Below are 24694 nucleotides of genomic sequence, written 5' to 3'. Positions count from 1 at the left end.
GCCGCCGTCCGCGACGAGTGGCCTTTCCTCGCCCGGCCGCTCGCGGGATGGCCGGTTGGCGAACATGATTCGTCGCGAGTGCCTCACAGCCGGCGATATCGACGAGGTCGCCCGGATCGTCGAGGCGAGTGGCGCCCTCGATGTGACCCGTGTGCTGCCCCGCGACCTCGCCGCCCTCGCGGCGGACGCGCTGGCAACGCTGCCGTAATTCCTTCGCGCACATCACTTTTCGCGTTGACCGACGCTACGGTCATCCGGCACGTCCCGGCACGGCTGGATCTGGCTTCTTCGTTCGAGTGACTCCCCAGATTCTGAGACCGATTGGATTCGCACCTTGCAGTAACCATGTTACTGTACACCGCATCGCGGCTGTGACGGGTGTCATCCCGCAGACGCGATGCGATACAGGGCACTCCGGCGACGGCGCCGGGGGCGGAGTTCACGGAGAGTTATCGATGCTTCGACAGCACGAAGGACGTTCGCGGTCCGGGTCGCTACCGCGGGCCGGTCGAATGGCGGCGGCGGTGGCCTTGGCCTGTGCCACCGCCGTAGCCGGGGTCGGGATGGACATCAAGGAAGCGGCGGCCGACGAGGTCAGCGCCTTCTACACTCCGCCCGCCCAGATCCCGTCCGGCCCAGGCGCGATCATCAAGACCCAGCCGATGCCGCTGTTCGCGACCGCCCCCACGGTCGCGGGATGGCCGGGGCAAGCGCAGCACGTCATGTACACGACGCGGCTCCAGGACGGGTCGCCGGTCGCGGTGACAGGAACGTTCATCGACGCCACCGGTCCCTGGCAGGGAGAGGGCCCGCGCCCGACCGTTGTCATCGGCCCCGGCACCTCGGGTCAGGCCGACCGGTGCGCGATGTCGGTGGCGTTCTCGACCGGAATGGCGTTGTTCACCGATCCGTCGCCCGGGCTGTCGGCGAATCAGGAACTCCCGTCGTCCGCGGTGTGGAGCGCGCTCGGCGCCAGAGTTCTGGTGACCGACTACATCGGCCTGGGCACCCCGGGCATCCACACCTTCGCCAATCGCATCGAGGGCGCACACGCCATGCTCGACGGCGCACGCGCGGCCAACAACCTGGCGGGCGTCGGACCGGAAACCCCCCTGGTGTTCTGGGGCTACTCGCAAGGCGGCGGCGCGGCCGCCGCGGCGGCGGAGATGCAGCCGAGCTACGCGCCGGAGCTGAATCTGAAGGGCACCTGGGCAGGCGGGCCAGTCGCGGATCTGGCGAAGATCCTCGAGCGCATCGACGGCGCGCTGATCGGCGGCGCCATCGGATTCGCCATCAACGGCATGCTCGCGCGCTACCCCGAGCTGCACACGGCAGTCGACCGGGTGACCAGTCCCGCCGGACGCGCCATGCTGGACACGCTCAGCACCTCGTGTATCGGCGACGTCATCACCCACCACCCCTTCCTGCAGACCAGCTCGCTGACGATCGACGGCCGATCACTCACCGAACATCTGCACGCGATTCCCGAGGCGGCGCGCGCGCTGAGCGAACTCCGCGTCGGCACCCTGACGCCCACCACACCGGTACTGATCACCAGCGGCCTCAACGACGACACCGTCCCCTACAACCAGGCCCGCCGGCTCGCCGAAGACTGGTGCGCCAACGGGGCCACCGTCACCTTCCGCACCAACGACCTGCCGCCGATCTTCTCCGGCGCCACGATCCCCAACCACTTCGGACCGGAACTGATCGACGGCTTCGGCCCCGACAACGCGATCACTTACCTGCTCGATCGCCTCGCAGGCAAACCGGTCGCCGGCTGCACCCTCGACTGAATTCCCGTGCGCCGCAACGACGCGGCGCACGCCAAGGGGCCGCCGCCGAACCGCGCGGTGGCCGACGATCACCCCGAAGGTCCTGTCATGAAAGCAATCTCGCGCCGGTCGATGTTGACCGGCGCCGCCGCAGCGGGCGCCGTACTGTTCGGCGCTCGTTCGATCGGGGTGCCCGCTCCGGTCGCCGCGCGGGTCAGCAGCGTTCCGCTGACCTATGAAGAGCACCGCGTCGTCGTAGTCGGTTCCGGGTTCGGCGGCGGAGTCAGCGCACTGCGCTTGGCGCAAGCAGGCGTACCGGTGACGGTGCTCGAGCGCGGCCTGCGCTGGCCCACCGGGCCGAACGCGGAGACCTTTCCCCGCGCCTCCGCGCCGGACAAACGGTTGCTGTGGTGCAGGTCGAGCCCGAACCTGTTCGGCAAGCCTCTCGCGTTCGAGCCCTACACCGGTCTGGTGGAGGCGGTGCCCGGCGTGAACATGACGGCGCTGTGCGCCGCGGGAGTCGGTGGCGGGTCGCTGGTCTACCAGGGCATGTCGCTGCAACCCGCCGAGCACGTGTTCGACGCGCATTTTCCGCAGGAGCTGGACTGGGCCACCATGAACCGGGTGCACTACCCGAGGGTGGCGCGGATGCTCGGTCTGGCCGAAGCGCCGGACGAATTGATCGCGACCGAGAACTATCGGGCGGCAAGGGTTTTCGCCGACCGTGTGCGTGCGGCCGGGATGCCGCTGTCGAAGATCCCGATGCCGATCGACTGGGATTTCGCGCTGGCCGAACTGCGCGGGGAGATGAAGGCGTCCTACACCAACGGCGACGGAGCGATGGGCGTCAACAACGGCGGCAAGCATTCCGTCGACGTCACCTACATCGCCGCCGCCGAAGCCACCGGGCTGGTGCGGGTCGAGACACTGCACGAGGTGACCGACGTCGAACGCGCACCCGACGGTCGCTGGATCGTGCACGTGCAACACCTGGACACCACCGGCGCCGTGGTCGGGCACAAGGTCCTCACCACCGGTGCGTTGATCATGGCCGCCGGAAGCCTGAACACCACCCGATTGCTGGTGCGCGCAGGCGCCAAGGGCCTGATCCCCGACCTGCCCGACGGCCTCGGCCAAGGCTGGGGCACCAACGCCGACCGCATCTACGTGTGGGCCGATCCCGCCGCGGGATTCGGTGCGCCGCAAGGCGGCCCGGTGATCTACGGCAGCAAGAACTGGGCCGATCCACGGGCCGCCTACACCGTGATCCAGGCGTCCATCCCGCCGCTGTCGCTCGACGTCGCCAGCACCATGATGGTCGGCTACGGCGTCAGCGACGGGCGCGGCGCGTTCGGCTACGACGCGGCGCGCGACGACGCGATACTGCACTGGCCGGAGGACGGTGACCGCGGCATCCAGGACAACCACATCGGTCCGGCCGTCCACGAGATCGCCGGACCCGGCGGCGTCCTGCTGGACACCAACGCCCTGTTCCCCTCGACCTGGCATCCGCTGGGCGGGGCGAGCATGGGCGCGGTGTGCGACCTGGACGGCCGGGTCCACGACCAACCGGGGCTCTACGTGCTCGACGGTGCGCTGATGCCCGGCAGCACCGCCGCCTGCAATCCCTCGATGACCATCGCGGCGGTCGCCGAACGGGCCTTGGACAACCTCGTCGCCCGCGACGTGGGTACACGTATCTGACGCGATGCGCCGATGCCGCCGCACTGTGGAGGGGGGCGGCGGCCTCGGCGCACTCGCGAGATGCCGGGACGCACCGGCGCCCTGGATTACCGTAGCGAGGTGGCCAGGACAGGCGAGAGCGATCCAGCAACGAAGATCATCGACACCGTGTTGTCGCTGCTCGATTCCGACGGCTACGACGCGGTCCAGTTGCGCGCTGTCGCGAAACAGGCGCACGTCTCGCTGGCCACGGTCTACAAGCTGTATCCGACCCGGGACGAGCTGATCCTGGCCGCGGTCGAACAGTGGATGGCCGCCAACATCTACACCGAGATGGCGCCGCCGCGTGAGAACGAGTCGCTGGCCGACGGTCTGGTGCGGATGGTCCGGTACGTGTTCGAGCCGTGGGAGGACAATCCCCGGATGCTGGTGGCCTACTACCGCGCGCGCTCCGGACCCGGCGGCCAGCGACTCGACACCCAGGGCTTCGACGCCGTCCTGCCCGCCGCGAGCACCCTGTTCGCGGGCATCGACGCCGACTACATCGCCGACGTCGGGCTCGTGCTGAGCAATATGGTCTACGCCCTGGTCGGCCGTTTCGCGCACGACGATCTCGAGATCACCGAGATCCTCCCGGCGCTCGAACGCACGATCACCCGGATGACGGGGAACAACGAGCCTTTCGCGGCGGCCGCCGGACGCCCGCTCACCGCCGACACAGCACCTTTCACCTGGAGTCCCGCGATCGTCTCGCCCTACTCCCCCGGCCCCGACACCGGCGAGCAGGCACCGCACGACCCGGTCGCCACGGACCAGCCGTAGCGCGTCACGGCTCGATGAGGCCCGCGCGGATGGTTTAGCGGGTGGGGCGAGGTGACGCTCGCGTGGCTCCGTGTGGTCCGGTATTTCCGACGAACGGCAGCGCGCGGACCGGTCCACGAGATAGGAACGTGTTCTAGGGTGGGGCGAGGCCCCGCCGTCGCACCTTCGGAGGCACCCATGCTGTCGTTGCAGGAGATTTCGGATCGGCTCGAGATCGAGGATCTGATGGTCCGGTATTCGCACGCGGTCGACACTCGGCAGTGGGATCTGCTCGACGAGATCTTCACCGCCGACGCGCACATCGACTACACCGCGATGGGCGGACCGGCGGGCGATCTGGCCTCGACCAAGAAATTCCTGGCCGACGTCCTCCCGAATTTCCCCGCTTTCCAGCACTTGGTCGGCAATTCCTCCATCACGGTGGACGGCGACACCGCGACCGCGCGCACCATGTGCCACAACCCGATGCTCGTCGCGGGCGAGAACGGCGCGCAGAGCCTGATGCTGTGCGGGCTGTGGTACCTCGACACCTTCGCCCGCGTCGAGGGTCGGTGGCGCATTCGGCGGCGCGTCGAGGAGAAGAGCTACATGTTCCTCGCGGGCCAGGAGAAGGGTCTCTGACCTCAGCGCGGTGACCCGGTCGCGGCGCGAACGCGGGCGACCAGGTCGTCGAGCCGCCGCTGATGCGAGCCCGCCCAGTAGACGCGGCCGCACTGCGCGCATCGCCGGAAGTCGTCGTAGTAGCGGCGGGTCAGCGGCGGGATCCGATCGATGACGTCGTCCTTGGCCACATCGGTGACGACGCCGCCGCAGCGCACACAGCGACTGAACGGCGCGAGCCGACCGGTCAGGTCGAGACGGCGGATCACCTCGACGACCTGCTCGAACGGACGGTCCGCGTGCACGAACACACCGTGGGTGACATTGCGGCGTTCGAGCAGTCCGCGGTCGCGAGTCAGCAGGATCCGGTGCTCGGCGGCCGCGATCTCGGCCAGCACGGCGTCCTCGGCGTCCCATTCGCAGCGGACGTCCATTCCCAGCAGCCGCAGCAGCCGCGCGAGCCCGCCCAGATTGACGTCGACGACGAAGCGCGGATCGCGCAGCGGGCGGGCGCGCACCCGAGTCAGCGGCCCGACGTCCAGCGTTTCGAACATCGGGTACGCGGCGAGCCGATCGCCGGGGCACGGGTGGTGGCCGAAGCCGACCGACGCGCCGTTCACCAGCAACAGATCGACCTCGGTGTGCGGGATGCCCGCGGCCTCCACGATGTCTTTCACGGTCTGATGCGGACGCATCGGCCGCCGCTGCGCCGTGAACCGGACGTCCGGGGGCAGGAAATCGTTCAGCTCGGCGTACACGCGCAGTTCGACACCGGCGGTCATAGGACCATTGTCGTCCCGGTCGAGGCGCGCGACCGATCGGTGATCGACAATGGTGGTATGCCGACGGTGCTACTCGGCGGCGACGTCATGCTGGGCCGCGGGATGGATCAGGTCCTGCCGCATCCCGGCGACCCGGCGCTGCGCGAACGATTCGTCGAGGACGCGCGCACGTATGTGCAGCTGGCCGAGAATGCCAACGGCCCGCTCACCCGTCCCGTGGACTTCCGCGCGCCGTGGGGTGACGCCCTGCCGTTTCTCGCGCTGGCCGACGTGCGATTGATCAATCTGGAAACCGCGATCACCGCGGGCGGGACGTTCGCTCCCGCCAAAGGCATCCACTATCGGATGAACCCGCGCAACGTGCCGGTGCTGACCGTCATCGCGCCGGTCGTCTGCGCGCTGGCCAACAACCACGTGCTGGATTTCGGCGTGCGCGGACTCACCGACACCCTCCGCACGCTCGATGCCGCTCGCGTCGACCACGCCGGAGCCGGCGAGGATCTCGACGGCGCCCGTGCCCCCGCGACAGCCGAACTCGACGACAGGCGACGGGCGGTGATCGTGTCGGTCGCCGCGGGATCGAGCGGGGTTCCGGAATATTGGGCGGCGCAGCACGACCGGCCGGGACTGTGGCGGGTCGGCGACGCCCCGAGCCTCGCCGCGACCGACGAGATCGCGGAGACGGTGACGGCGTACACCCGCCCACAGGACGTCGCGATCGTCTCCATCCACTGGGGGCCCAATTGGGGCTACCGGGTGACACCGAGCGAACGACGCTTCGCGCATCGGTTGATCGATGCGGGAGTCGATGTGGTGCACGGGCATTCGGCACACCATCCGCGGCCGATCGAGTTCTACCGCGGCAAACCGATTCTGTACGGGTGCGGCGACGTCGTCGACGACTACGAAGGCATCGGGGGCCATGCGCGATACCGCACCGATCTTCGGCTGTTGTTCCTCGTCACGGTGGATTCCGAGATCGAGGTGCGCCTGATTCCGCTGCGGATGCGGAACATGCGCCTCCAATCGGCCGGATACGACGAATCCCGTTGGCTGTGCGACACGATGGCGGACATCAGCCGCGGATTCGACACCCGCGTCGCCGCGCGGCCCGACGACCTTCCGGTGGTGTATCCGGCGGCGTATCACTGAGGATCGACGCGGTGAACGCCTTCGGGGACAACGACTATCGACCGGGAATACCGAGCTCGTTGAGCTGCTGCTGAAGACGATTCAGCGCCTCGCGCATGGCGTCGATCTGCGCGTTGAGTTCGGCGATCTTCGCCTGATCCACCGGCGGCGGGGCCTGCGGAGGTGGCGGCGACGGCGCCGGTGACGGATGCTGGCCAGGCGGCGGCGGCGCCCCCGGCCCGCCGCCGGGCGCAGTGGCCAGCCTGCCGGTCGCGGGGCCGAACACCTGGTCGAGCGCCTCGGCGATGGTCGGCGCGTAGCCGACGAGCACGCCGCCGGTGCCGGGCTCGCGGTAGCTGACCAGCACCCGCGCCAGCTGCGGGAACGTCGATCCGTCCGGCGTCGTCGAGATCCGTTCGGTGAACAGCGGTTCGACGTAGAGCACACCGCCGTCAGCGATCGGCAGCGTCAGCAGGTTGCCGTACTGGATCCGGTTCGATCGCTCCAGCAACGTCCGCTCGGACGCCACCCTGGTGTCGGAGATCATCGAGTTCTGGATCTGCTGCGGGCCCTGGGTGATGCTGTCGGTGGGCAGCTGCAAAACGGTGATCTTGCCATAGTTCTGCGGATCGGAATCGGCGGAGACGTAGGCGGACAGGAACTCCCTGTTGAACCCGACCATCGCGGTGGCGAGCCGGAACGTCGGCCTGGCGGTGTCGGCATCACCGGCGAGGACGTAGAACGGGGGCTGGTGCGGATTGGCCTCGACGGTCGGATCGCTGGGCACCGACCAGAAAGCGTTGGTGGTGAAGAACTCTCGCGGTTCGTCCACGTGGTACTTGGCCAGCATCTCGCGCTGCACCTCGAATTGGTCCTCCGGATAACGGAAGTGGGCCCGCAGTTCCGGGCTGATCGACGACTCGGGTTCGACCGTACCGGGGAACACCTTCATCCACGCGGCGAGGACCGGGTCGTGCTGATCGACCTGGTAGAGGGTGACCGTGCCGTCGTAGGCGTCGACGGTGGCCTTGATCGAGTTCCGCAGATAGGAGATATCCCGATGCGATCCCGTGCCGGGCTGCTCGCCCGGCTCGAGGGCCTCGAGGGAGGTGTGCTTGGCGTAGGGGTAGCCGTCGATCGTGGTGTACGCGTCCACGATCCAGACGATCCGGCCGTTCACGACGGCGGGATAGGGGTTGTGGTCGGTGGTCAGCCACGGCGCGACCAGTTCGACGCGATGGCGCGGATCCCGATTGAAGATGATCTTCGATCCGGAACCGATCGCCTTGGAGAAGACGATGTTTCGCTCGCTGTAGGTGAGTGCGAATGCCAAGCGGTTGAACCAGTTCCCGATCGGCACCCCGCCCGCGCCGGTGTAGGTGTACTTGGTCGTATCGGTATCGTACTCGCGGGATTCGGTGCCGCCGCCGACGATGGCGTAGTCGGGATCGTCCTGGGCGATCACTTCACCGAAATAGATGCGCGGCTGATCCACCGGAATCACCTGGTGCCCGGAGGATTGCGAGGCGATGTCGCTCACGGTGTAGATCGGGTACCCGCTGTTGCTGCTCGCGGCGTCGCCCGCCGCCTCGCGGACCGCGGCGTTGACGCGATTGGCCGGCGCCGCGACGAACCCGTTGCCGTGGGTGTAGACGGTGTGCCGATTGACCCAGTGCCGCTGGTTGCCGCTCAGCGCGGTCGGTGTGAGCTCGCGGGCGGCCACCACGTAGTCGCGCAACTGTCCCTCGATGGGATACCGATCCAGGTCCAGATGCGCGGGGAAGCTGTAGAAGTTCTTCAGCTGTTGTTGCTGGGTGAAAGTGCGCGAGAGCACGTTCGGGTCGAGCAGGCGGGCGTTGGCGATCGTCGTCACATCCGCGGGCACCTCCGGCGGCGGTTTGGTGCCGATCCCGGGATAGTCCTTGTATTCGACATGGTCGCTGCCGATTCCGTACGCCTGCCTGGTGGCCGTGATGTTGCGTTCGATGTAGACGCGCTCCATATCGGCGGCATTCGGGCGCACCGAGAGTTGCTCGACGGCCAGCGGCCAGACCGCGCCCACCAGGATCGAGGACAACAGCAGCAGCGCCGCGGCCATCGCCGGGATGCGCAGGTCGCGGACCACCACGGCGGCGAAGACCGCCGCGGCGCAGATGACGGCGATCGCGAAGAGAATGAGCCGGGCGGGGAGCACCGCGTTGATATCGGTGTAGCCGGGGCCGGCGAAGGTGGGTTCCTTGCTGCGGGTCGAGAGCAGCGAGTAGCGGTCGAGCCAGTAGGCGGCCGCTTTCAACGTGACGAATGTGCCTGCGAGCACCGCGAGTTGGACGCGGGCCGGGTGGGTCAGCCCCGGAGAGCTTCCCGACAACCGCAGTCCCCCGAACAGGTAGTGCGCCGCGAGGCAAGCCAGGAACGCGAGGACGGTGGCGACGAACAACCAGTTCAGCAGCAACCGGTAGAAGGGCAGGTCGAAGACGTAAAAGCCGATGTCGTGGCCGAATTGGGGATCCGTGATGCCGAAGGATCCGCCGTGCAGGAACAGTTGAACCGTCACCCAGCCGGATTGTCCGATGAGACCGCACAGAATCCCCAGCGCGGCGGCGATCCCGACGCCGAACAGCCGTGGCCGCCGGAGCACCATGTCGCGGTACGGACGGAGAACGTCTTCCTCCTCGGAGGCCGGTACGACGAGCGGCCGGGAGCGGAACGCGAGCCACATGGCCCCGAAGAGGGCGCCGCCGATGAGCAGCCCGACGATGACGAACAGCGACAGCCGGGTGAGCAACACGGTGAGCCAGACGCCGCGGAATCCGACTTCGCCGAACCACAGCCAGTTGACGTAGACCCCGACCAATCGCGGGAGGATCAGCAACGTCGCGACGAACAGCGCGGCGGTGATCACCAGTACCCGAATGCCGCGCGGCAACCGCCGCAGACCGAGGCCGTCGCGTGCGCTCATATCCCACTCTCCCGTGGCTGCGCAGGCCGAAGGGGTGCACGGCCGACGCGTGACCGACTGGTCCGATTCTACCGGGGCCGACGTGCGAAATAGCAGGAGCTCGATACGTAAGCTCAGGTCAGCGCGGTAACCTACCCACATGGACGTGGACTCGTCTACGGTCGGAGTCGAGGAGGAATTCCTCCTCGCTGATCCACGCACAGGGGCGCCCACCGCCAAGAACGACGCGGTCGCTCGGACCGCCGGGGACCTCGGGCTCGACCTACAGCTGGAGCTGACGCGCTGTCAGATCGAGACGAACACCGGCGTGCACACCCGCACCGGCGATCTCGCACAGCAACTGCGCGATCTGCGCCGCGGCGTCGCCTCCTGCGCCGAGATGAACGACGCCCGCCTGCTCGCCGTGGCGATCCCGCCGACGATTCCGCTGCACTACCCCGTCACCGACACCCCGCGCTACCGCCGCATCGCCGACGGCTTCGGGATGCTCGCCCAAGAGCAGGGACTGTGCGGCTGCCACGTGCACGTGGCCGTGCCCGATCGTGAGACCGCCGTGCAGGTGAGCAACTACCTGCGGCCGTGGCTGCCGCTGTTTCTCGCGCTCACCGCCAATTCGGCGATCTATCGCGGCGCGGAGACCGGGTACAAGAGCTGGCGCAACATTCTGTGGCGACGCTGGCCGAGTGCGGGACCGCCGCCGTACTTCCGTTGCGCGGACGACTACGACGACCTGGTCGCGATGATGCTGTCCAGCGGCATCATGCTCGACGAGCGGATGGTCTATTGGGACGTGCGCCGGTCGATCACCTATCCGACCGTGGAGATCCGGGTCAGCGATGTGCCCGCGACGGTGGCCGAGACGACGCTGCTCGCCACCCTGGTGCGCGCGACGGTGATGATGGCGCGCCAGTCGCTGGACGAGGGCAGGACGGCACCGGCCGTCGCGGCGGAGATGCTGCGCGCGGCCTATTGGAAGGCGGCGAGAAGCGGCATCGACGGCGACGCGGTCGCGCCGATGGACGGGCGCGTGCTGCCGGCCCGCGACCTGCTGGCGGAACTGGTGGAACACGTCGAACCCGCCCTGAAGGAACTCGGCGATCGCGAGTTCGTCGCCGACACCATCGCCGCGGTGCTCGAGCGCGGCAACGGCGCGATGCGTCAGCTGCGCGCCTTCCGTGCCGGTGGTGACGACGTCGCCGCGGTGATCGCCGAACTGTCCGAGGCCACCCTGGAGGGCTGTGCGCTGCCCGAGGAGCCGCCGCTCGGTTTCGGCGAGGCAGGCGCGGGTAGCCCGCTCAGGTAATTGCCGATCGTCGGCGGAGGGAGCCGTTGATGGCTACCCGAAAAGTGCCGGGCGCCGAGGAATTCGTCCCCGAAGGCGCGGACTTGGACACGCTGCGCGCGGCCTCGTGCGGCTGCCACGGTTGCCTGCTGTATCGCGACGCGACCCAGACCGTTTTCGGCGAAGGTCCCGCGACCGCGTCCGTCGTCGTGGTGGGTGAACAACCAGGCGACCGGGAGGACATCGAAGGACACCCCTTCGTCGGCCCCGCCGGGCGTCTGCTGGACAAGGCGCTGGACGAGGTCGGCATCGCTCGCGACACCGTCTATGTGACCAACGCGGTCAAGCACTTCAAGTTCGAGGAGCGCGGCAAGCGGCGCATCCACAAGACGCCCGGGCGCACCGAGGTGGTCGCGTGCACGCCGTGGCTCACCGCCGAGCTGGACGCGGTGCGGCCGGAGCTCGTGGTCTGCCTGGGCGCGGTCGCGGCCAAAGCGGTGCTGGGTTCCTCGTTCAAGGTGAGCGAGGAACGCGGCCAAGTGGTGTTCGCCGACGACTATCGAGTCGTCGCCACGGTGCATCCTTCGGCGGTGCTGCGCGCACCCGACCGCGCGAAGGCCTACGAAGGGTTCGTCGCGGATCTGCGGGCGGTGCGCGCCGCGATCGGCGCGGGCTGAGCGCGGATCGTCCACGCTCGGCCCGACGCTCGACCCGCTTCAGGAAACGCGCTCGCCTCAGGCGTGATCGACGAGTTCCTTGATACCCGCCACCCGCGCGCAGTGCGCACAGCAGAAGATCCGCTCGCCGGCCTGCACGCCGTGACCGAGAATCCGGCACGAGCAGTGCTCGCAGGTCGGCGCCAGCGCGGTGACCGCGCATTCGAAGCTGTCGAACGTCGCCGACGAGCCGTTCCTGGTGACCGTGAACGTCTTGTCGTAATCGTTGCCGCAGGTGTCGCATACCGGCATCGAGCTCACCTCCTGGTTGTCGTGGTACGGCGTGATCTGCTGGCGCGGTACCCGACGTCGGCCCGGCGAAACCGGGAACCTGGTAGGAAGGGCTGGTGAGCCACGATTCCGATGCGGACAAAGTGATCGAATCGGCGAGCAAGGTCTTCGACCTGGCGCGTCACGGCGACGCCGACGCGCTGGCCGCTCACGTCGACGCCGGAGTACCCGCGGACCTCACCAACGACCACGGCGACAGCCTCGTCATGCTCGCCAGCTACCACGGTCACCGCGACGCGGTCGCGGTACTGCTGGTACGCGGCGCCGACCCCAACCGCGCCAACGACAAGGGCCAGACACCGCTGGCGGGCGCCGTGTTCAAAGGCGAGGACGAGATCGTCCGCCTGCTCGTCGCCGCGGGAGCCGATCCGGACGCGGGCACACCGTCGGCGAGGGACGCGGCGACCATGTTCGGCAAGACGGAGCTACTCGACGCGCTCGACTGAGCCGGGCGGAATTTCCACGGCCGGCCCGAGGTTGGCCGTGGAGCAACCGCGACCGGACAGGAACGAGATGAGCGACTTCAACGCACAGGTGATCGAGGAATTCCGCGCCAACGGCGGCCGCGTCGGCGGCATGTTCGAGGGCAGGACCAACATGGTGCTGATCACCACCACCGGCGCCAAGTCCGGACGGCAGATCACCAATCCCCTGGTCTATCTGCCCGACGGCGACCGGATGGTGCTCGTCGCGTCCAACGGCGGCGCCGATCGCCATCCCGCCTGGTATCACAACCTGCGGGCGACGCCGGAGCTCACCATCGAGGTCGGCACCGAAAAGTTCCGCGCCGCCGCCGAGTTCGTCACCGGACCCGAACGCGACGAACTCTACGACCGGATGGTGGAGCTCATGCCCGCCTTCGGCGAGTACCGCCGCAAGACCACCCGCGTCATCCCGATAGTCGGCGTCCGGCGCAGCGCGGCCTGACCCGGCTCAGCCGCGCCGCCGCACCTCCGACACGGCCTTGCGCGCCGCCACCAGCACCGGATCCCACACCGGCGAGTAGGGCGGCGCGTAGCCGAGATCGAGGGCGGTCATCTCTTCGACGGTCATCCGGGCGGTGAGCGCGACCGCGGCGATGTCGACCCGCTTGCCCGCACCCTCGCGGCCGACGATCTGCACGCCGAGCAATCGCCCGGTGCGGCGTTCGGCCAGCATCTTCACGGTCATCGGCGCGGCGTCGGGGTAGTAGCCCGCGCGGCTGGTCGACTCGACGGTGACGGTCACGTACTGCAATCCCGCCGCCCGCGCGTCCTTTTCGCGCAGCCCGGTCCTGGCCACCTCGAGATCGCAGACCTTGCTGACAGCGGTGCCGACCACGCCGGGGAAGGTCGCGTATCCCCCGCCGATGCTCGCGCCGATGATCTGGCCGTGCTTGTTCGCGTGGGTGCCGAGCGGGATGTGGCGGCTGCGGCCGGAGATCAGGTCGAGCACCTCCACGCAGTCGCCGCCCGCCCAGATGTTCTCGTGGCCGCGCACCCGCATCGACAGATCGGTGAGCAGCCCGCCGTGCTCGCCGAGCGGCAGACCCGCCACGCGAGCCAGCGTGGTCTCGGGCCGCACGCCGATGCCGAGCACCACCACGTCGGCGGGATAGTCGCCCTCGGCGGTGGCGACGGCGCGGACGCGGCCCGCCTCGTCGGTCCGGATCGCGGTGACCTCCGCTTCGCCGACGATCTCGATGCCCAACCCGCACATGGCCGTTCGGACCAGCGCGCCCATGTCCGGATCCAGCGTCGACATCGGTTCGGCGCCGCGATCGAGCACCGTCACCTCGTACCCGCGATGGATCAGCGCCTCCGCCATCTCCACGCCGATGTAGCCCGCCCCGACCACGACGGCCCGCTTGCCCTCGATGGAGGTGAGCGTGTCGATCAGCGCCTGCCCGTCGTCGAGGGTCTGCACACCGTGCACACCGGCGGCGTCGATGCCGGGCAGCGCGGGACGGATCGGGCGTGCGCCGGTGGCGATCACGAGTTTGTCGTAGCCGGTCCACGATTCGTGGCCGGACCCGAGGTCACGGACTCGAACGTGTCGCTCGGCCACATCGATCTCGAGCACCTCGGTGTGCAGGCGCAGATCGATGTCGCGGGCGCGATGTTCGGCGGCGGTGCGCGCGATGAGGGCGTCGCGTTCGGCGACCAGACCGCCCACCCAGTACGGGATCCCGCACGCGGAATAGGAGGTGAAGCCGCCGCGCTCGAACACGACGATCTCCAGCTCGCGCGGACCGGCCATGCGGCGGGCCTGGGAGGCCGCCGACATACCTGTCGCGTCCGCGCCGATGACGACCAGACGTTCGCTCATGCCTGCGCCTCGCTGACGCTCGGCTCGGGCATGCGCGAAGCGCGCTGGCACATGGTTCGCTCACTCCGTTCGCTCATGCCCGCGCCTCGCTGACGCTCGGCTCGGGCATGCGCGAAGCGCGCTGGCACATGGTTCGCTCACTCCGTTCGCTCACTACGGTCACGCTACGTGGCGGGCCGCCGCGGCTTGCGGGCCGGATACGGGTGCGATAGGTTGCCCGTCGCTGGGGGCGGGGTCGTCCGCGGGACGGCCGCCGCCGGGGGTCGCCGCGGGTCGTCCGGATTCGCCCGGACGAAACAGGGGTGAAGGTCGATGGACGGCGCACGGGTACTGCTCGCGGGCGTGGGAATCCCGCTGCTGGTGTTCGCCGCGGTCGCTTTCGTTTTGGCCGCGAGCTGGCGGCTGGCGAATCCGCTTGCCGCGCACACCGATCCGGCCGCGCGCTGGGACCGCAGACTCGTCGATCTCGGTCTGGTGCTTGCGGCGGTGGGCATCGTCGCCTCCGTCGCGGGATTGGTTCCGGTGCGTTCGCCCGGCGGCGGCGAGCCGGACGGTCCGTGCCCGGTCCCGGCGGCGAAGCTCGGCTGGGAGCACCGGACCACCGATGAGTGCGCGCGTGCGGGTGGCGATCCGGCCCGCTGAGCCGAATGCCGGTTTACGCCGCGGTCATCCGTTTGCACTGTGAACGACCCGGGTTTACTTCACACTGAGCTTCTGGCAAACGCTGTATGAGGGCAGCGTTTTCACTTCGGGAGCGATCATGACCGAAACCCCGTCTGACGACGAACGCAGGCTCGCCGAACTCGGTTACAAACAGGATCTCGCGCGATCCTGGTCCGGATTCTCCAACTTCGCCATCAGTTTCACCATCGTGTCCATTCTGACCGGCGGATTGGCCAGTTACGGTATCGGATTGGCGAACGGCGGCCCGATCACCATGGCCTGGGGCTGGCCGCTGGTGTCGATCATGGTGCTGTTCGTCGGTCTGGCCATGGCCGAACTGGCCTCGGCCTACCCCACCTCCGGCGGCCTGTACTGGTGGGCCTCGGAATTGGGTGGCCCGGTGTGGGGGTGGTTCACCGGCTGGTTCAATCTGATCGGCCAGATCGCGGTGACCGCCGCCATCGATTACGGCGCCGCGATCTTCACCACCGTCGTGTTGAACGTGATCGGCATCGATATCGGCACCGACCGTACGGCGATCTTCCTGGTCTTCGCGGTGATCCTGGTGCTGCACGCGGTGCTGAACGCGGTCGGCCCGCACCTGTCGGCGGTGATCAACAATATCTCGGCGTGGTGGCACGTCGGCGGCGTCGCGATCTTCGTACTGGTGCTCGGTTTCGGCGCGAAGAACCATCAGAGCGCCGGTTTCGTGTTCACCGAGACCGTGGACAACAGCGCCGTCGGCTTCGGCGGCGTCGCGTTCAGTTTCCTGCTCGGCCTGCTGCACGCGCAGTACACGTTCACCGGCTACGACGCCTCCGCGCACATGTCCGAGGAAACCCACGACGCGGCGCGCGCGGCGGCGAAGGGCATCATCAACACCATTCTGGTCTCCGCGGTCGCGGGCTATCTGCTCATCATGGCCGTCACCTTCGCCATTCCGAATCTGAACGACGCGCTGGATCCGGCGCAGAACAGCGGCTATCCGGTGATCTACATTCTGGAGAATTCGCTCGACTCGTTCTGGTCGGGTCTGCTGCTGATCATCGCGGCCGTCGCGCAACTGTTCTGCGGATACGCCTCGGTGACTTCCGCCTCGCGGATGCTGTTCGCGTTCTCCCGCGACGGCGCGGTGCCGGGTTCGGCCTACTGGTCGACGCTCTCGGCGAAGAAGGTGCCGGTGCACGCGGTGCTGTTCATCTCGTTCTTCGCGTTCGTCTTGCTGATTCCCTCGATGCTGGTGCCCGCGGCGAACGCGCCGACGGCCTACGCCGCGGCGACCTCGGTGGCCACCATCGGCCTCTACATCGCCTACGGGATTCCGATTCTGCTGCGACAGCGGCACGGTGCGCGATTCCAGACCGGCCCGTGGCAGCTCGGGACGTGGTATCGGCCCGTCGGGATCGTCGCGTTGCTCTGGATCGCGGCGATCAGTGTGCTGTTCATCCTGCCCACCGACGACCGAGGTTATCCGTGGAACAGCGAATTCACGTGGACCACGGTGAATTACGCGCCACTGACCTTGGTCGGCGTGGTCGGCGCGATCGCCATCTGGTGGTTCGCCTCGGCCCGCCGCTGGTTCACCGGGCCCAAGCGCACGGTCGGTGAACCCACCGATCCGACCGGCGACGCGGCACCCGTCGTCGCCTGACGCGCGGCGGCGCGGGTCGCACCCGCGCCGCCGTCGCCGATCGTCGGCCACACTGGATGAGACACAATCTTGACGTCGATTCTGTTTACTTAGAACCGACTTGTCGGTATTTTCGCAGCTGTGCCGCGTGCGGGATGGGTGCAGCTGGCGACCGATCAGCGGTTGTCCGATCACCTCGCGTTGGGCGTGTTGACCAGGGTTTTCACCCCCGAGGTGGTCGACGAGGTGCTGATCGAGCGCGGACGGGTCGAGCGCCGGAACCGATTGCTGCCCGCTCGGGTGGTGGTCTACTACGTGCTCGCGCTGGCGCTGTTCCCGTCCTGCTCATACGAGGACGTGATGCGCAAGCTCGTGTCCGGGCTCGAGTGGGCGTCCATATGGCCCCACCAGTCGACGATCCCGACGAAGGCTGCCCTGTTCCAGGCCCGTAAGCGCCTCGGCTCGGAACCGCTGCGCGCGGTGTACGAGAAGGTGGCGGTGCCGCTGTCCGAGGCGCGGGTTCCGGGAAGTTCCTACCGGTCCTGGCGGCTGATGAGCATCCACGAATCAACCATGGACGCGCCCGCCAGTAACGCGAATATCGAGCACTTCGGACGGCCGCCGTCTTTTCGGGATGGCCGGGGCGGGACGTTCCCTCGGGTGCGGGTCCTCGGGCTGGTCGAGTGCGGTTCGCACGCGATCGTCGATGTCGCGCTGGGAACCTGCGAGCATCGCGTGCAGGCCCTGGCCGAATCGGTGGTGCGATCGCTGCGCCCGGGAATGCTGCTGCTGGCCGACCGCGCCTTCTTCGGTGACCGCCTGTGGGACCTGTGCTGGTCCTCCGGCGCGGACCTGCTGTGGCGAATGCCGTCCGATTCTGTACTTCCTGTCGAAAAACGTTATCCAGATGGATCTTTCGCTTCCCATGTGTATCCCGGAACGAGGACGCGCCACGACGACATCGACGGGATCGCCGTGCGCGTCATCAAGGTCGCGGGCACCACGGCCGACGCCGACGAGGAGCGAATTCACCGACTGCTGACCACCATCACCGATCCCGAGACGGCACCCGCGAACGAGCTGGCCCGGTTGTATGCGCAGCGACAGGAGATCGAGACTGCGTTCGACAGGCTCGAGACCGATCAGCACGGCCGCGGTGGGGTGTTGCGGTCGAAGACGCCCGACGGCGTGATCCAGGAGGTCTACGGCCACCTGTGCGTCCACTACGCGATCTGCAGCCTGATGCGTTCGGCGGCAACCGATTCCGGTGACGACCCAGCCGGGCTGTCATTCGGTAGCCCCCTTCCGGGAAGCTCGCCGCACCGCAGCGCCGATTAAGTAAACAGACCTCTCGTGATGCCAGTTGCACATGCTGTGTGCGCCGTGTCACAGTTCCTCCGCCAAATCGTTACCGATCGGTAACCGAGAGTGTCTGATGCAGGAGTTTTACATGGTCAAGGACGTTCGCACGCGGATCGCTGCTGCGTTCGCTACGGCAATCACCGCGGGTCTCGCCCTCGCTGCGGCCGCCCCGGCCCAGGCCGCTCCGAGCCTGAGCCCCTACGTCGCCATGGGCGACAGCTACAGCGCGGGATCGGGGATCCTTCCGACCGATCCCACCGTCACCCCGGTGTGCGCGCGGACCACCCGCAATTACCCGAACCTCATCGCCGATGCCCTCGGCATCGAGGCGTTCACCGACGTCACTTGCGCCAACGCCAAGACCCAGGACTTCTACGGGAAGCAATATCCCAGCTTGATCCCGCAGCTCGATGCCGTCACCAAGGACACCAAGCTCGTCACCCTGACCATCGGCGGAAACAACAACGACACCCTGATCAAGGTGATCTCCTCCTGCATCACCGCAGGGACCGGGACCGCCGGCTTCGGCAACCCCTGCGAGACCCTTTACGGCGACAAGTTCACCAACGACATCCTGAACAAGACCTACCCCGACGTGAAGAAGGCGCTCGTGGACATCCACGCCAAGGCGCCGTCCGCGAAGGTCGTCATTCTGGCGTACCCCCAGGTCATGCCCGCGGACAACAGCAACTGCTTCCTGACGATGCCGATCGCCAAGGGCGACGTCCCCTACATCAACAACATCGAGGACACCCTCAACGGTGTCGTCAAGCGCGCCGCCGACGAGACGGGCACCACCTTCGTCAGCATGCAGAATTCCGTCGGCCACGACGCCTGCAAGCCCATCGGCACCCGCTGGGTCGAACCCGCCGTGTGGGGTACGAACTTCGTGCCGATCCACCCGAACGCGCTCGGCATGCAGAAGATGGCCGAACAGGCATTGGCCGCGATCGGCGGCTGACAAGACCGCGCCGCCGTTGCCAATTGTTAGCGATTCGACGAGCGAACTTTCCGCAGCGCTAAGGATCGCGTAAAAGTTTGTGGCTCCGTGTATTTCACATATTCGCCAGGGTGCATCGGCGGCGCGGCGCGGCTAGTTTGGTTGGGTGAGTTACGAGTACGTCGTCGTACCCGCGGGGGTCGTCGCATCGGCGGTCGAAGTGCCGTCCTATTTCCGGTCACAACAGGGGCGGCCCGTCGACGACGATCTACGGATCGTCGTGCTCGCCGGGTTGGTGGCGTGGAATGCGGCGATCCCGGCCGCGCGGCGGCACGCCGCCGTACGGATCGAGGCGGCGGGCGCCGCGGTCCGTGTCACCGCCGCCGACGATCTGGATCGTCGGCGGAGCAGGGGGTCGGCGGTGGATTACGCGGCAGGTCCGGTCCGGCAGCTGCTCGAGGATCTGATCACGGGTTTCGACTACGAGCTGTACGACGGGCTCCAGCGCACCCTCACTCCGGCGCCGGAATTTCGCGTCGTCGATGTCGATATCGGCGGCGAACGCAACTATCGCTCGATGACGAAAAGCCAAGTGTTCTCGTGGATTCCGAAGCTCGCCGAACTCGCTTCGACGCCGTTTCTGATCGCCAGCCGCACCGCCGACCGCGAGACTTTCATCCAGACCTACCGTGACGCGCCGACCAGTTACACCCTGGAAATCCACGACAGCGCCCACACCGACCATTTCTTCGCCGCGGTGTTCTCCGATCCACGCCTTGTCGCGCAGCTGATCTGGGAATGGGCCAACGACGATTGGTCGACGCTGGACCGCGTGGAGTGGATTCGGGAAGGGAAATAGACCGGAATCAGGAGTGGCCGGGCAGCACGCAGGCGGTGTCCAGGCCGAGTACGTGATTCAGCCGCCCGAACGCGAGCCAGGAACCGATGCTCATGCTGAGCTCCACGATTTCGGTCTGGCTGTAGTGAGCCTTCATCCGCACCCAGAATTCCTCGTCCAGATTGTGGTGGTCGGTAGCGTAGCGTTCGGCGTACTCGGCGGCCAGGCGGGTGCGGTCGTCGAAAGCGTCGGTGGTGCGCCAGTCGGTCACCGCGTCGGCGAATTCCTCCTCGACCTTGACGCCGTCGCGCTCGGTGCGCCAGTCCAGACAGAAGATGCACCCGTTGATCTGGGCGATGCGCAGCCGGGCCGCCTCGAACTCGCGCAGGCCCAGCGTGCTGTGCTCGTATACCGCGAGCGAGAAGCCGGACGCGGCGATGCCGATGCCGGGGACCATCTCGCCCCACACGTAGCCGATGGGATCCTTGCCCTCGGGGATGTCGACGATCATGGGTGTTTCCTTCCGAGTTTGCCGACCGCTGGGCGCAGCGGGACGTCGAGTGCGTCGTAGAGTCCTGGTTCCGCGGCGACGAGCCAGTCGATCGCGCCGACCAGCCTGCCCACCGCGGTGGCGTTGCCTCCTGCGGAGCGATTGCCGCCCTCGTCGGCGGCCTCGACCGTCACCTCGATGCGCGGGCGGCCCTCGATGATCACCCGGTGGGCGCCGTCGCCGTCGGGCGGCGCGGGCCAGTCGGGTGCGCAGGAGGCGTGGATGCGGGTCACGTGCTCGATGACGATGCGCGGTTCGCCGCCGACGATGCCCTGCACTTCGAAACGCACCGCGCCCTGGGTGCCCTCCGCGAACTCGCCCATCTTCGCCGTCTGCACGGTGGTCTCCAGCGCGCGCCGGTCCAGGGTCTCGCGGATCTCGTCGAGTTCGACTCCGAGAGCGCGGGCCATCAGCCGAATCTGCCCGCCCCACACCATGGTCGGCACCGTCGGGGCGAGCATCGGCGGCTGGTAGTCCATCGGCTGGCCCATGCCGACGAGGTAGCGGACCGAGTCGGGCTGGTCGTAGGTGGTGTAGTCGAAGATCTCCTGGCAGCGCACCACGTCCACCGTGCTCGCGAGTCCGCTGACCAGCAGAGGCAGCACGTCGTTGCCCCAGCCGGGGTCGACGCCCGAGACGAACAGCGACCCGCCGCCCCCGGTGATGGCGGCCAGCACCGGATCGCGCAATTCCGTTGGCGCGCTGCGCGGGTCGTAGAGGGCGTAGAGCGCCGGGGTGACGACGACAGCGCCCGCGCGGATGGCACGCACGATGTCGGCGAGGGCGTCGCCGGGCCGAACGTCGCCCGAGGCGGCGTAGACGACTGCGCGGGGGCGGCCGGCGAGCACCGCATCGATGTCGTCGGTGGCGGTGACGGCCAGTTCGCGGTCGAGATCGGCGAGCGCGCCCGCGTCGCGCCCGACCTTGGCGGGATCGTGGACGAGCACGCCGGACAGTTCCAGCGCCGGGTGGGCGTCGACGGCACGAATGGCGGCGCGGCCGACATTGCCGGTGCCCCAGACGATCGTGGGGATCATCGCGCGAGCGTAGCAAGCGCTTGGTTCGGTGTCCGCCGGTTCGCGAGATCGAGCTCACTTTCGGTGGGCGGGATCGGTGTGCTTGGGGTACCGTGAGGACCATCAAGCGCCCGATGATGGCGCGTCAGCCGCTCGGCATCTTCGAAATCGGAAGAACATTATCTGCAACCCGGGGTTACATGTAACCTGAAGTTACACGCACTTCTCTCGTATCGAGCCCGGTTTCGGGAAGGATCCGGCGCCGCGTGCCACGCCGCGAAATCGCCTCCGGAGCGGGCAAAGAACTCATCTTCGTAACAGTCCTGCGCGCGAGGGCCGATCGGCGCCGGATTGGGCCGCCGACGGTGGTCTCGGCTAGTACGGTATAGCCCGCCGTGAGGCGCAGATGAGGACGAGCATCCGGCGGAAAGGCGGGACGCCAGCACATGAACGAGCCGTATTCGCAGTGGCATGCCCAGAATTCGGCCACCGACCCACCTCTCGCCGCGCGCTATCGGAGCGCCGATCCGATTCGCTGGAACGGCAGCATGGTCTACCCGATGTACACCGAGCGGTTCGGGCACGCCACCACCCTGCTCAGCATGACGCTGCTGTCCGCGGCGCCGCCCGCCGGACTGCGCGGCCACGGCATGGGCCTTTCCGTGATCGACGGGTACATCGACCTCGAAGGGCGCAAGCTCGAAGGCATCGACCTGTGGAGCGACGCGCTTGCCCGCGGCACCACCGTGACGCTCGTGCCGACCGGACCCGACGCGCTGTTCACGCTCACGCCGGTCTGGGTGGACCGCTCCGGCGTGCAGCGCTCGTGGATGGGCAACTACGGCATCCTCGTCGAAGACACCCCGGACGGCCGGATCGCGCTGTGGTGCAGCGTCGGCGAGGGGCCGCCCAACTTCGCCAATTTGGTCGTCGGTCTGGGTACCACGGCCGCCCCCGTTGTCGAAACACCGAAAGAACCTGTGGCAGAAACAATTACAAACACCGAAATGCCGACCGCCGTGACTCCGAGCTCCGTGCCGTATCCCAACGGCACGCCGGCCGGATACGCCGCGACGTCGTCCTCCGCGACCACCACGCCGAGGAGAACCATCGCCGCACCAGCGCATGTCGAGGACATGGAAAACACTGCGACAAACCGGCATTCGCCGACGGCCGTACCGGAAACACCCGGGTCCACCGTGGCCACGGCCGATCCGCTCGGCGACTCCGACGAGCGCCGACTGCCCACCGAACGCGGAGCCGAGACCGGATATCGTGGCGCGCTCTACGATCTCGGGGTCGCCATGTTCGGCCGCGGCGAGGAAGACCAGGCGTGCGGACTCTGGGCGCAGGCGGCCCAGGCCGGGCATCCCGGCGCGGGCTACGATCTCGGCGTCGTGCTGTTCCGGCGCGGTGATCTCGTCGCGGCCGAAGGCTGGTGGCGCACATCCGCCGAACTGCGGGACCTGCGCGCGATGGCCGGGCTCGCCGAACTGCTCGACCGGCGCGGTGATCATGCGGAAGCCCGAATGTGGCGCGCCCGCGCGGCCGAAGAGCGAGCCGCCGAAGCCGGTCAGGCCGTCGGCCCCTACTGAACCGCGCTCGGCTCGTCCCGTTCCCGCAACTCCTCTCGCACCCGCATCAGTGCGAAACCGAGCAGGTTGGCTCCACGCCAGCGCGTCGGCTCCGCGAAATCGGGGTGATCGGCGGCCAACCCGATTCCCCAGATCCGGTCCACCGGGCTGGCCTCGACGAGCACGCGGTCGCGGGTGCCGAGCAGGAATCGGCGCAGATCGTCGTTGCTGCCGAACTTCGCCAGATTTCCGGCGACGACGATCTCGAAACGCTCGGCTTCCCAGCGCTTCTCGTCGAAGCCGTGCACCAGGCGGCCCAGGTCCTTGGCCTGCTCGGGGTGCTCGACGGTGAGCACTCTCGCCGCGGTCTCGGCGTCGCCGAACAGCAGCGCCTTGCGCCACATCATGTAGTGCTCGGCCGTCGGGAACAATGCGCCGTGCGCCTCGAACGGCGCGGGCCACCACTGACTGAAGCAGCCCTTGCCGACACTGCCGTCGTCCTGCGGACGATGGCCCCAGAACGGCAGATACTTCACGGCGCCACCCGCCGCTTTGAAACGGATCAGATCCTCGACCGAACGCATGGCCGCGAGTCTGCCCGACCGGCACGGCCAACGCCTCCGATTAATCGAGACCCGGGGCGCCGGAAAAAGAAGTGGCATCGGGTCCGGGCGGCTCGGTAGGTTGGCGGCCATGGGAGGTCCAGGCATCAACGGAGCGTGCGCGGTCGGCGCGTACTTCATCCGGCTGCGCGCGGAGGCCTGGGCCTTGCCAGCGGACCGCACCGCTCCGGTATCACTCTGATCCGGCTCTCTCGGCGCTGATCGCGCCGCCCGACGACCGCACTCGGCGGTCTGTCGCATGTGCCCTGGCATGGGTCCGGGCGAATCACCTTTTCCTGATTCGGCCACTCCGTTCGGAGGACACCCATGTCCCGCAATCGTTCCCTGCCGCGCGCCCGCGACGCGCGCGACCACCCCGGCATCGGCCCGCGCAAGCGGCTGAGCCAGAACTTCCTCGCCGACGCGGGCACCGCGCGCCTGCTGGTGCGCGCGTCGGGTATCGGCGCCGAAGACCTCGTGCTCGAGATCGGCCCCGGCTCGGGCATGTTGACCCGTCAGCTGGCCGACGCGGCCGGTCGCGTGCTGGCCTACGAGATCGACCCGCACTACGCGGCGCTGCTGCGCAAGCGTTACACGGGCGACGCCAGGGTCCGCTGTTTCCAGGCGGATTTCCGGGCGGTGACCGCGCCGCGTGAGCCGTTCGCGGTCGTCGCCAACATCCCGTTCGCCAGCACAACCGACATCGTTCGCTGGTGTCTGGCCGCGCGACACCTGACCTCGGCCACCCTGCTGACCCAGCGGGAATTCGCGCGCAAGCACTCCGGCGGCTACGGACGCTGGAGCAAGCTGACGATCACGCACTGGCCGATCACCGAGTTCGCGCTCGGCCCGCGCGTGGACCGCACGTGCTTCCGGCCGGTGCCGCGGGTGGACTCGGCGGTGCTGCATCTGCGCAACCGGCCGCGACCGCTGCTCGGGCCTGGCGCGCTGCGGGAGTATCGGCGGCTGGTCGAGCTGGGCTTCTCCGGCGTCGGCGGCTCGCTGGCCGCGTCCCTGGCGACCGAGTTCCCGTCCCGGCGGGTGCGTGCGGCGTGCCGGACCGCGGGCGTGCCGGTCGATGAACCGGTGGGAACCGTCGATCCGGCGCGGTGGATCGACCTCCATCGGGCGCTGTTGTGACGCACGTGCGGTGGTCGGTCGCCATCCGTTG

General features: G+C 68.2%; 24 protein-coding genes. 17 read left to right on the top strand and 7 right to left on the bottom strand.

Going from position 1 to position 24694, the window contains the following annotated elements; translation table 11 throughout:
- Positions 1 to 64 precede the first annotated feature (64 nt).
- The 5 genes from AC3EO7_RS22205 to AC3EO7_RS22185 all read left to right on the top strand — a co-directional run bounded on the left by AC3EO7_RS22205 (position 65) and on the right by AC3EO7_RS22185 (position 4901).
- Positions 65 to 208, top strand: coding sequence for a hypothetical protein (locus AC3EO7_RS22205; RefSeq protein ID WP_431965662.1), 144 nt, complete (start codon positions 65 to 67; stop codon positions 206 to 208).
- 304 nt (positions 209 to 512) lie between these two features.
- Positions 513 to 1796: a lipase family protein gene (locus AC3EO7_RS22200; RefSeq protein ID WP_435592320.1), complete on the top strand. Its 1284-nt coding sequence runs from the start codon at positions 513 to 515 to the stop codon at positions 1794 to 1796.
- A gap of 87 nt (positions 1797 to 1883) precedes the next feature.
- Entirely contained in the window at positions 1884 to 3479 is a 1596-nt protein-coding gene (locus tag AC3EO7_RS22195) for a GMC oxidoreductase (protein WP_435592293.1), read from the top strand.
- A gap of 99 nt (positions 3480 to 3578) precedes the next feature.
- Complete coding sequence (locus tag AC3EO7_RS22190) at positions 3579 to 4280, top strand: TetR/AcrR family transcriptional regulator (RefSeq protein ID WP_431965658.1); 702 nt, start codon at positions 3579 to 3581, stop codon at positions 4278 to 4280.
- A gap of 177 nt (positions 4281 to 4457) precedes the next feature.
- Positions 4458 to 4901: a nuclear transport factor 2 family protein gene (locus AC3EO7_RS22185; protein ID WP_435592292.1), complete on the top strand. Its 444-nt coding sequence runs from the start codon at positions 4458 to 4460 to the stop codon at positions 4899 to 4901.
- A gap of 2 nt (positions 4902 to 4903) precedes the next feature.
- Here the strand turns inward: AC3EO7_RS22185 and AC3EO7_RS22180 are convergent, their stop codons facing one another.
- The gene (locus AC3EO7_RS22180; protein ID WP_431965654.1) at positions 4904 to 5662 is read right to left on the bottom strand and encodes a Mut7-C RNAse domain-containing protein; all 759 of its coding nucleotides are present in this window, start codon (positions 5660 to 5662) and stop codon (positions 4904 to 4906) included.
- Positions 5663 to 5701: 39 nt separating this feature from the next.
- Here AC3EO7_RS22180 and AC3EO7_RS22175 point away from each other — a divergent pair, with 39 nt between their 5' ends.
- Positions 5702 to 6814 (top strand): CapA family protein, encoded by a 1113-nt coding sequence (locus AC3EO7_RS22175; RefSeq protein ID WP_431965652.1) that lies wholly within the window; start codon positions 5702 to 5704, stop codon positions 6812 to 6814.
- A gap of 34 nt (positions 6815 to 6848) precedes the next feature.
- Here AC3EO7_RS22175 and AC3EO7_RS22170 read toward each other — a convergent pair whose 3' ends face one another.
- Positions 6849 to 9752, bottom strand: a complete 2904-nt coding sequence (locus AC3EO7_RS22170; protein ID WP_431965650.1) for a UPF0182 family protein — start codon at positions 9750 to 9752, stop codon at positions 6849 to 6851.
- A gap of 139 nt (positions 9753 to 9891) precedes the next feature.
- On the opposite strand from AC3EO7_RS22170, the gene AC3EO7_RS22165 reads away from it, so the two are divergent.
- The gene (locus AC3EO7_RS22165; protein ID WP_431965648.1) at positions 9892 to 11055 is read left to right on the top strand and encodes a glutamate--cysteine ligase 2; all 1164 of its coding nucleotides are present in this window, start codon (positions 9892 to 9894) and stop codon (positions 11053 to 11055) included.
- 29 nt (positions 11056 to 11084) lie between these two features.
- On the top strand, positions 11085 to 11711 hold the full coding sequence (locus tag AC3EO7_RS22160; RefSeq protein WP_431965646.1) for a UdgX family uracil-DNA binding protein: 627 nt from the start codon (positions 11085 to 11087) through the stop codon (positions 11709 to 11711).
- Between the two features lie 57 nt (positions 11712 to 11768).
- On the opposite strand, the gene AC3EO7_RS22155 is transcribed toward AC3EO7_RS22160, so the two are convergent.
- Entirely contained in the window at positions 11769 to 12002 is a 234-nt protein-coding gene (locus AC3EO7_RS22155; protein ID WP_431965644.1) for a hypothetical protein, read from the bottom strand.
- Positions 12003 to 12097: 95 nt separating this feature from the next.
- Between AC3EO7_RS22155 and AC3EO7_RS22150 the strand changes: the two genes are divergently transcribed.
- Both AC3EO7_RS22150 and AC3EO7_RS22145 read left to right on the top strand, forming a co-directional pair.
- A complete protein-coding gene (locus AC3EO7_RS22150) occupies positions 12098 to 12487 on the top strand; it encodes an ankyrin repeat domain-containing protein (RefSeq protein WP_431965642.1) in 390 nt (129 codons plus the stop codon).
- A gap of 67 nt (positions 12488 to 12554) precedes the next feature.
- Positions 12555 to 12968 (top strand): nitroreductase/quinone reductase family protein, encoded by a 414-nt coding sequence (locus AC3EO7_RS22145; RefSeq protein ID WP_431965640.1) that lies wholly within the window; start codon positions 12555 to 12557, stop codon positions 12966 to 12968.
- Positions 12969 to 12974: 6 nt separating this feature from the next.
- On the opposite strand, the gene AC3EO7_RS22140 is transcribed toward AC3EO7_RS22145, so the two are convergent.
- A complete protein-coding gene (locus AC3EO7_RS22140; RefSeq protein ID WP_435592291.1) occupies positions 12975 to 14348 on the bottom strand; it encodes an FAD-dependent oxidoreductase in 1374 nt (457 codons plus the stop codon).
- Positions 14349 to 14660: 312 nt separating this feature from the next.
- Here AC3EO7_RS22140 and AC3EO7_RS22135 point away from each other — a divergent pair, with 312 nt between their 5' ends.
- The 5 genes from AC3EO7_RS22135 to AC3EO7_RS22115 all read left to right on the top strand — a co-directional run bounded on the left by AC3EO7_RS22135 (position 14661) and on the right by AC3EO7_RS22115 (position 19802).
- Positions 14661 to 14990, top strand: coding sequence for a hypothetical protein (locus AC3EO7_RS22135; protein ID WP_431965636.1), 330 nt, complete (start codon positions 14661 to 14663; stop codon positions 14988 to 14990).
- Positions 14991 to 15108: 118 nt separating this feature from the next.
- Entirely contained in the window at positions 15109 to 16662 is a 1554-nt protein-coding gene (locus tag AC3EO7_RS22130) for an amino acid permease (protein WP_435592290.1), read from the top strand.
- 120 nt (positions 16663 to 16782) lie between these two features.
- Entirely contained in the window at positions 16783 to 17979 is a 1197-nt protein-coding gene (locus AC3EO7_RS22125) for an IS4 family transposase (RefSeq protein ID WP_431965632.1), read from the top strand.
- Positions 17980 to 18091: 112 nt separating this feature from the next.
- Positions 18092 to 18964: an SGNH/GDSL hydrolase family protein gene (locus AC3EO7_RS22120; protein WP_431965630.1), complete on the top strand. Its 873-nt coding sequence runs from the start codon at positions 18092 to 18094 to the stop codon at positions 18962 to 18964.
- 145 nt (positions 18965 to 19109) lie between these two features.
- Positions 19110 to 19802 (top strand): hypothetical protein, encoded by a 693-nt coding sequence (locus AC3EO7_RS22115; RefSeq protein WP_435592289.1) that lies wholly within the window; start codon positions 19110 to 19112, stop codon positions 19800 to 19802.
- Between the two features lie 7 nt (positions 19803 to 19809).
- Here AC3EO7_RS22115 and AC3EO7_RS22110 read toward each other — a convergent pair whose 3' ends face one another.
- Positions 19810 to 20292 carry a carboxymuconolactone decarboxylase family protein gene (locus AC3EO7_RS22110; protein ID WP_431965626.1) on the bottom strand — a complete coding sequence of 161 codons (483 nt, stop codon included), beginning with the start codon at positions 20290 to 20292 and terminating at the stop codon, positions 19810 to 19812.
- A complete protein-coding gene (locus tag AC3EO7_RS22105) occupies positions 20289 to 21368 on the bottom strand; it encodes an NAD(P)H-dependent amine dehydrogenase family protein (protein ID WP_435592288.1) in 1080 nt (359 codons plus the stop codon). Before AC3EO7_RS22105 ends, AC3EO7_RS22110 begins: the two co-directional genes overlap by 4 nt.
- Before the next feature lie 425 nt (positions 21369 to 21793).
- Here AC3EO7_RS22105 and AC3EO7_RS22100 point away from each other — a divergent pair, with 425 nt between their 5' ends.
- Positions 21794 to 22942: a tetratricopeptide repeat protein gene (locus AC3EO7_RS22100; protein ID WP_435592287.1), complete on the top strand. Its 1149-nt coding sequence runs from the start codon at positions 21794 to 21796 to the stop codon at positions 22940 to 22942.
- On the opposite strand, the gene ybiA is transcribed toward AC3EO7_RS22100, so the two are convergent.
- Positions 22936 to 23505, bottom strand: a complete 570-nt coding sequence (gene ybiA / locus AC3EO7_RS22095) for a riboflavin biosynthesis intermediates N-glycosidase (RefSeq protein ID WP_435592286.1) — start codon at positions 23503 to 23505, stop codon at positions 22936 to 22938. The two genes, AC3EO7_RS22100 and ybiA, sit on opposite strands and share 7 nt — an antisense overlap.
- A gap of 345 nt (positions 23506 to 23850) precedes the next feature.
- On the opposite strand from ybiA, the gene erm reads away from it, so the two are divergent.
- Positions 23851 to 24663 (top strand): 23S ribosomal RNA methyltransferase Erm, encoded by an 813-nt coding sequence (gene erm, locus AC3EO7_RS22090; RefSeq protein ID WP_431965618.1) that lies wholly within the window; start codon positions 23851 to 23853, stop codon positions 24661 to 24663.
- The last annotated feature ends 31 nt before the right edge of the window (positions 24664 to 24694 follow it).

The sequence above is a fragment of the Nocardia sp. bgisy118 genome (assembly GCF_057708605.1).
This window is presented reverse-complemented; position numbering and strand designations above follow the sequence as displayed.

Coding starts and splice junctions, on each gene's coding strand:
- AC3EO7_RS22100 (WP_435592287.1), top strand. CDS start 21,794: ATGAACGAGCCGTATTCGCAGTGGCATGCCCAGAATTCGGCCACCGAC.
- AC3EO7_RS22140 (WP_435592291.1), bottom strand. CDS start 14,348: ATGAGCGAACGTCTGGTCGTCATCGGCGCGGACGCGACAGGTATGTCG.
- AC3EO7_RS22195 (WP_435592293.1), top strand. CDS start 1,884: ATGAAAGCAATCTCGCGCCGGTCGATGTTGACCGGCGCCGCCGCAGCG.
- ybiA (WP_435592286.1), bottom strand. CDS start 23,505: ATGCGTTCGGTCGAGGATCTGATCCGTTTCAAAGCGGCGGGTGGCGCC.
- erm (WP_431965618.1), top strand. CDS start 23,851: ATGTCCCGCAATCGTTCCCTGCCGCGCGCCCGCGACGCGCGCGACCAC.
- AC3EO7_RS22105 (WP_435592288.1), bottom strand. CDS start 21,368: ATGATCCCCACGATCGTCTGGGGCACCGGCAATGTCGGCCGCGCCGCC.
- AC3EO7_RS22135 (WP_431965636.1), top strand. CDS start 14,661: ATGGACGGCGCACGGGTACTGCTCGCGGGCGTGGGAATCCCGCTGCTG.
- AC3EO7_RS22155 (WP_431965644.1), bottom strand. CDS start 12,002: ATGCCGGTATGCGACACCTGCGGCAACGATTACGACAAGACGTTCACG.
- AC3EO7_RS22120 (WP_431965630.1), top strand. CDS start 18,092: ATGGTCAAGGACGTTCGCACGCGGATCGCTGCTGCGTTCGCTACGGCA.
- AC3EO7_RS22160 (WP_431965646.1), top strand. CDS start 11,085: ATGGCTACCCGAAAAGTGCCGGGCGCCGAGGAATTCGTCCCCGAAGGC.
- AC3EO7_RS22165 (WP_431965648.1), top strand. CDS start 9,892: ATGGACGTGGACTCGTCTACGGTCGGAGTCGAGGAGGAATTCCTCCTC.
- AC3EO7_RS22145 (WP_431965640.1), top strand. CDS start 12,555: ATGAGCGACTTCAACGCACAGGTGATCGAGGAATTCCGCGCCAACGGC.
- AC3EO7_RS22110 (WP_431965626.1), bottom strand. CDS start 20,292: ATGATCGTCGACATCCCCGAGGGCAAGGATCCCATCGGCTACGTGTGG.
- AC3EO7_RS22200 (WP_435592320.1), top strand. CDS start 513: ATGGCGGCGGCGGTGGCCTTGGCCTGTGCCACCGCCGTAGCCGGGGTC.
- AC3EO7_RS22170 (WP_431965650.1), bottom strand. CDS start 9,752: ATGAGCGCACGCGACGGCCTCGGTCTGCGGCGGTTGCCGCGCGGCATT.
- AC3EO7_RS22130 (WP_435592290.1), top strand. CDS start 15,109: ATGACCGAAACCCCGTCTGACGACGAACGCAGGCTCGCCGAACTCGGT.
- AC3EO7_RS22180 (WP_431965654.1), bottom strand. CDS start 5,662: ATGACCGCCGGTGTCGAACTGCGCGTGTACGCCGAGCTGAACGATTTC.
- AC3EO7_RS22185 (WP_435592292.1), top strand. CDS start 4,458: ATGCTGTCGTTGCAGGAGATTTCGGATCGGCTCGAGATCGAGGATCTG.
- AC3EO7_RS22205 (WP_431965662.1), top strand. CDS start 65: ATGATTCGTCGCGAGTGCCTCACAGCCGGCGATATCGACGAGGTCGCC.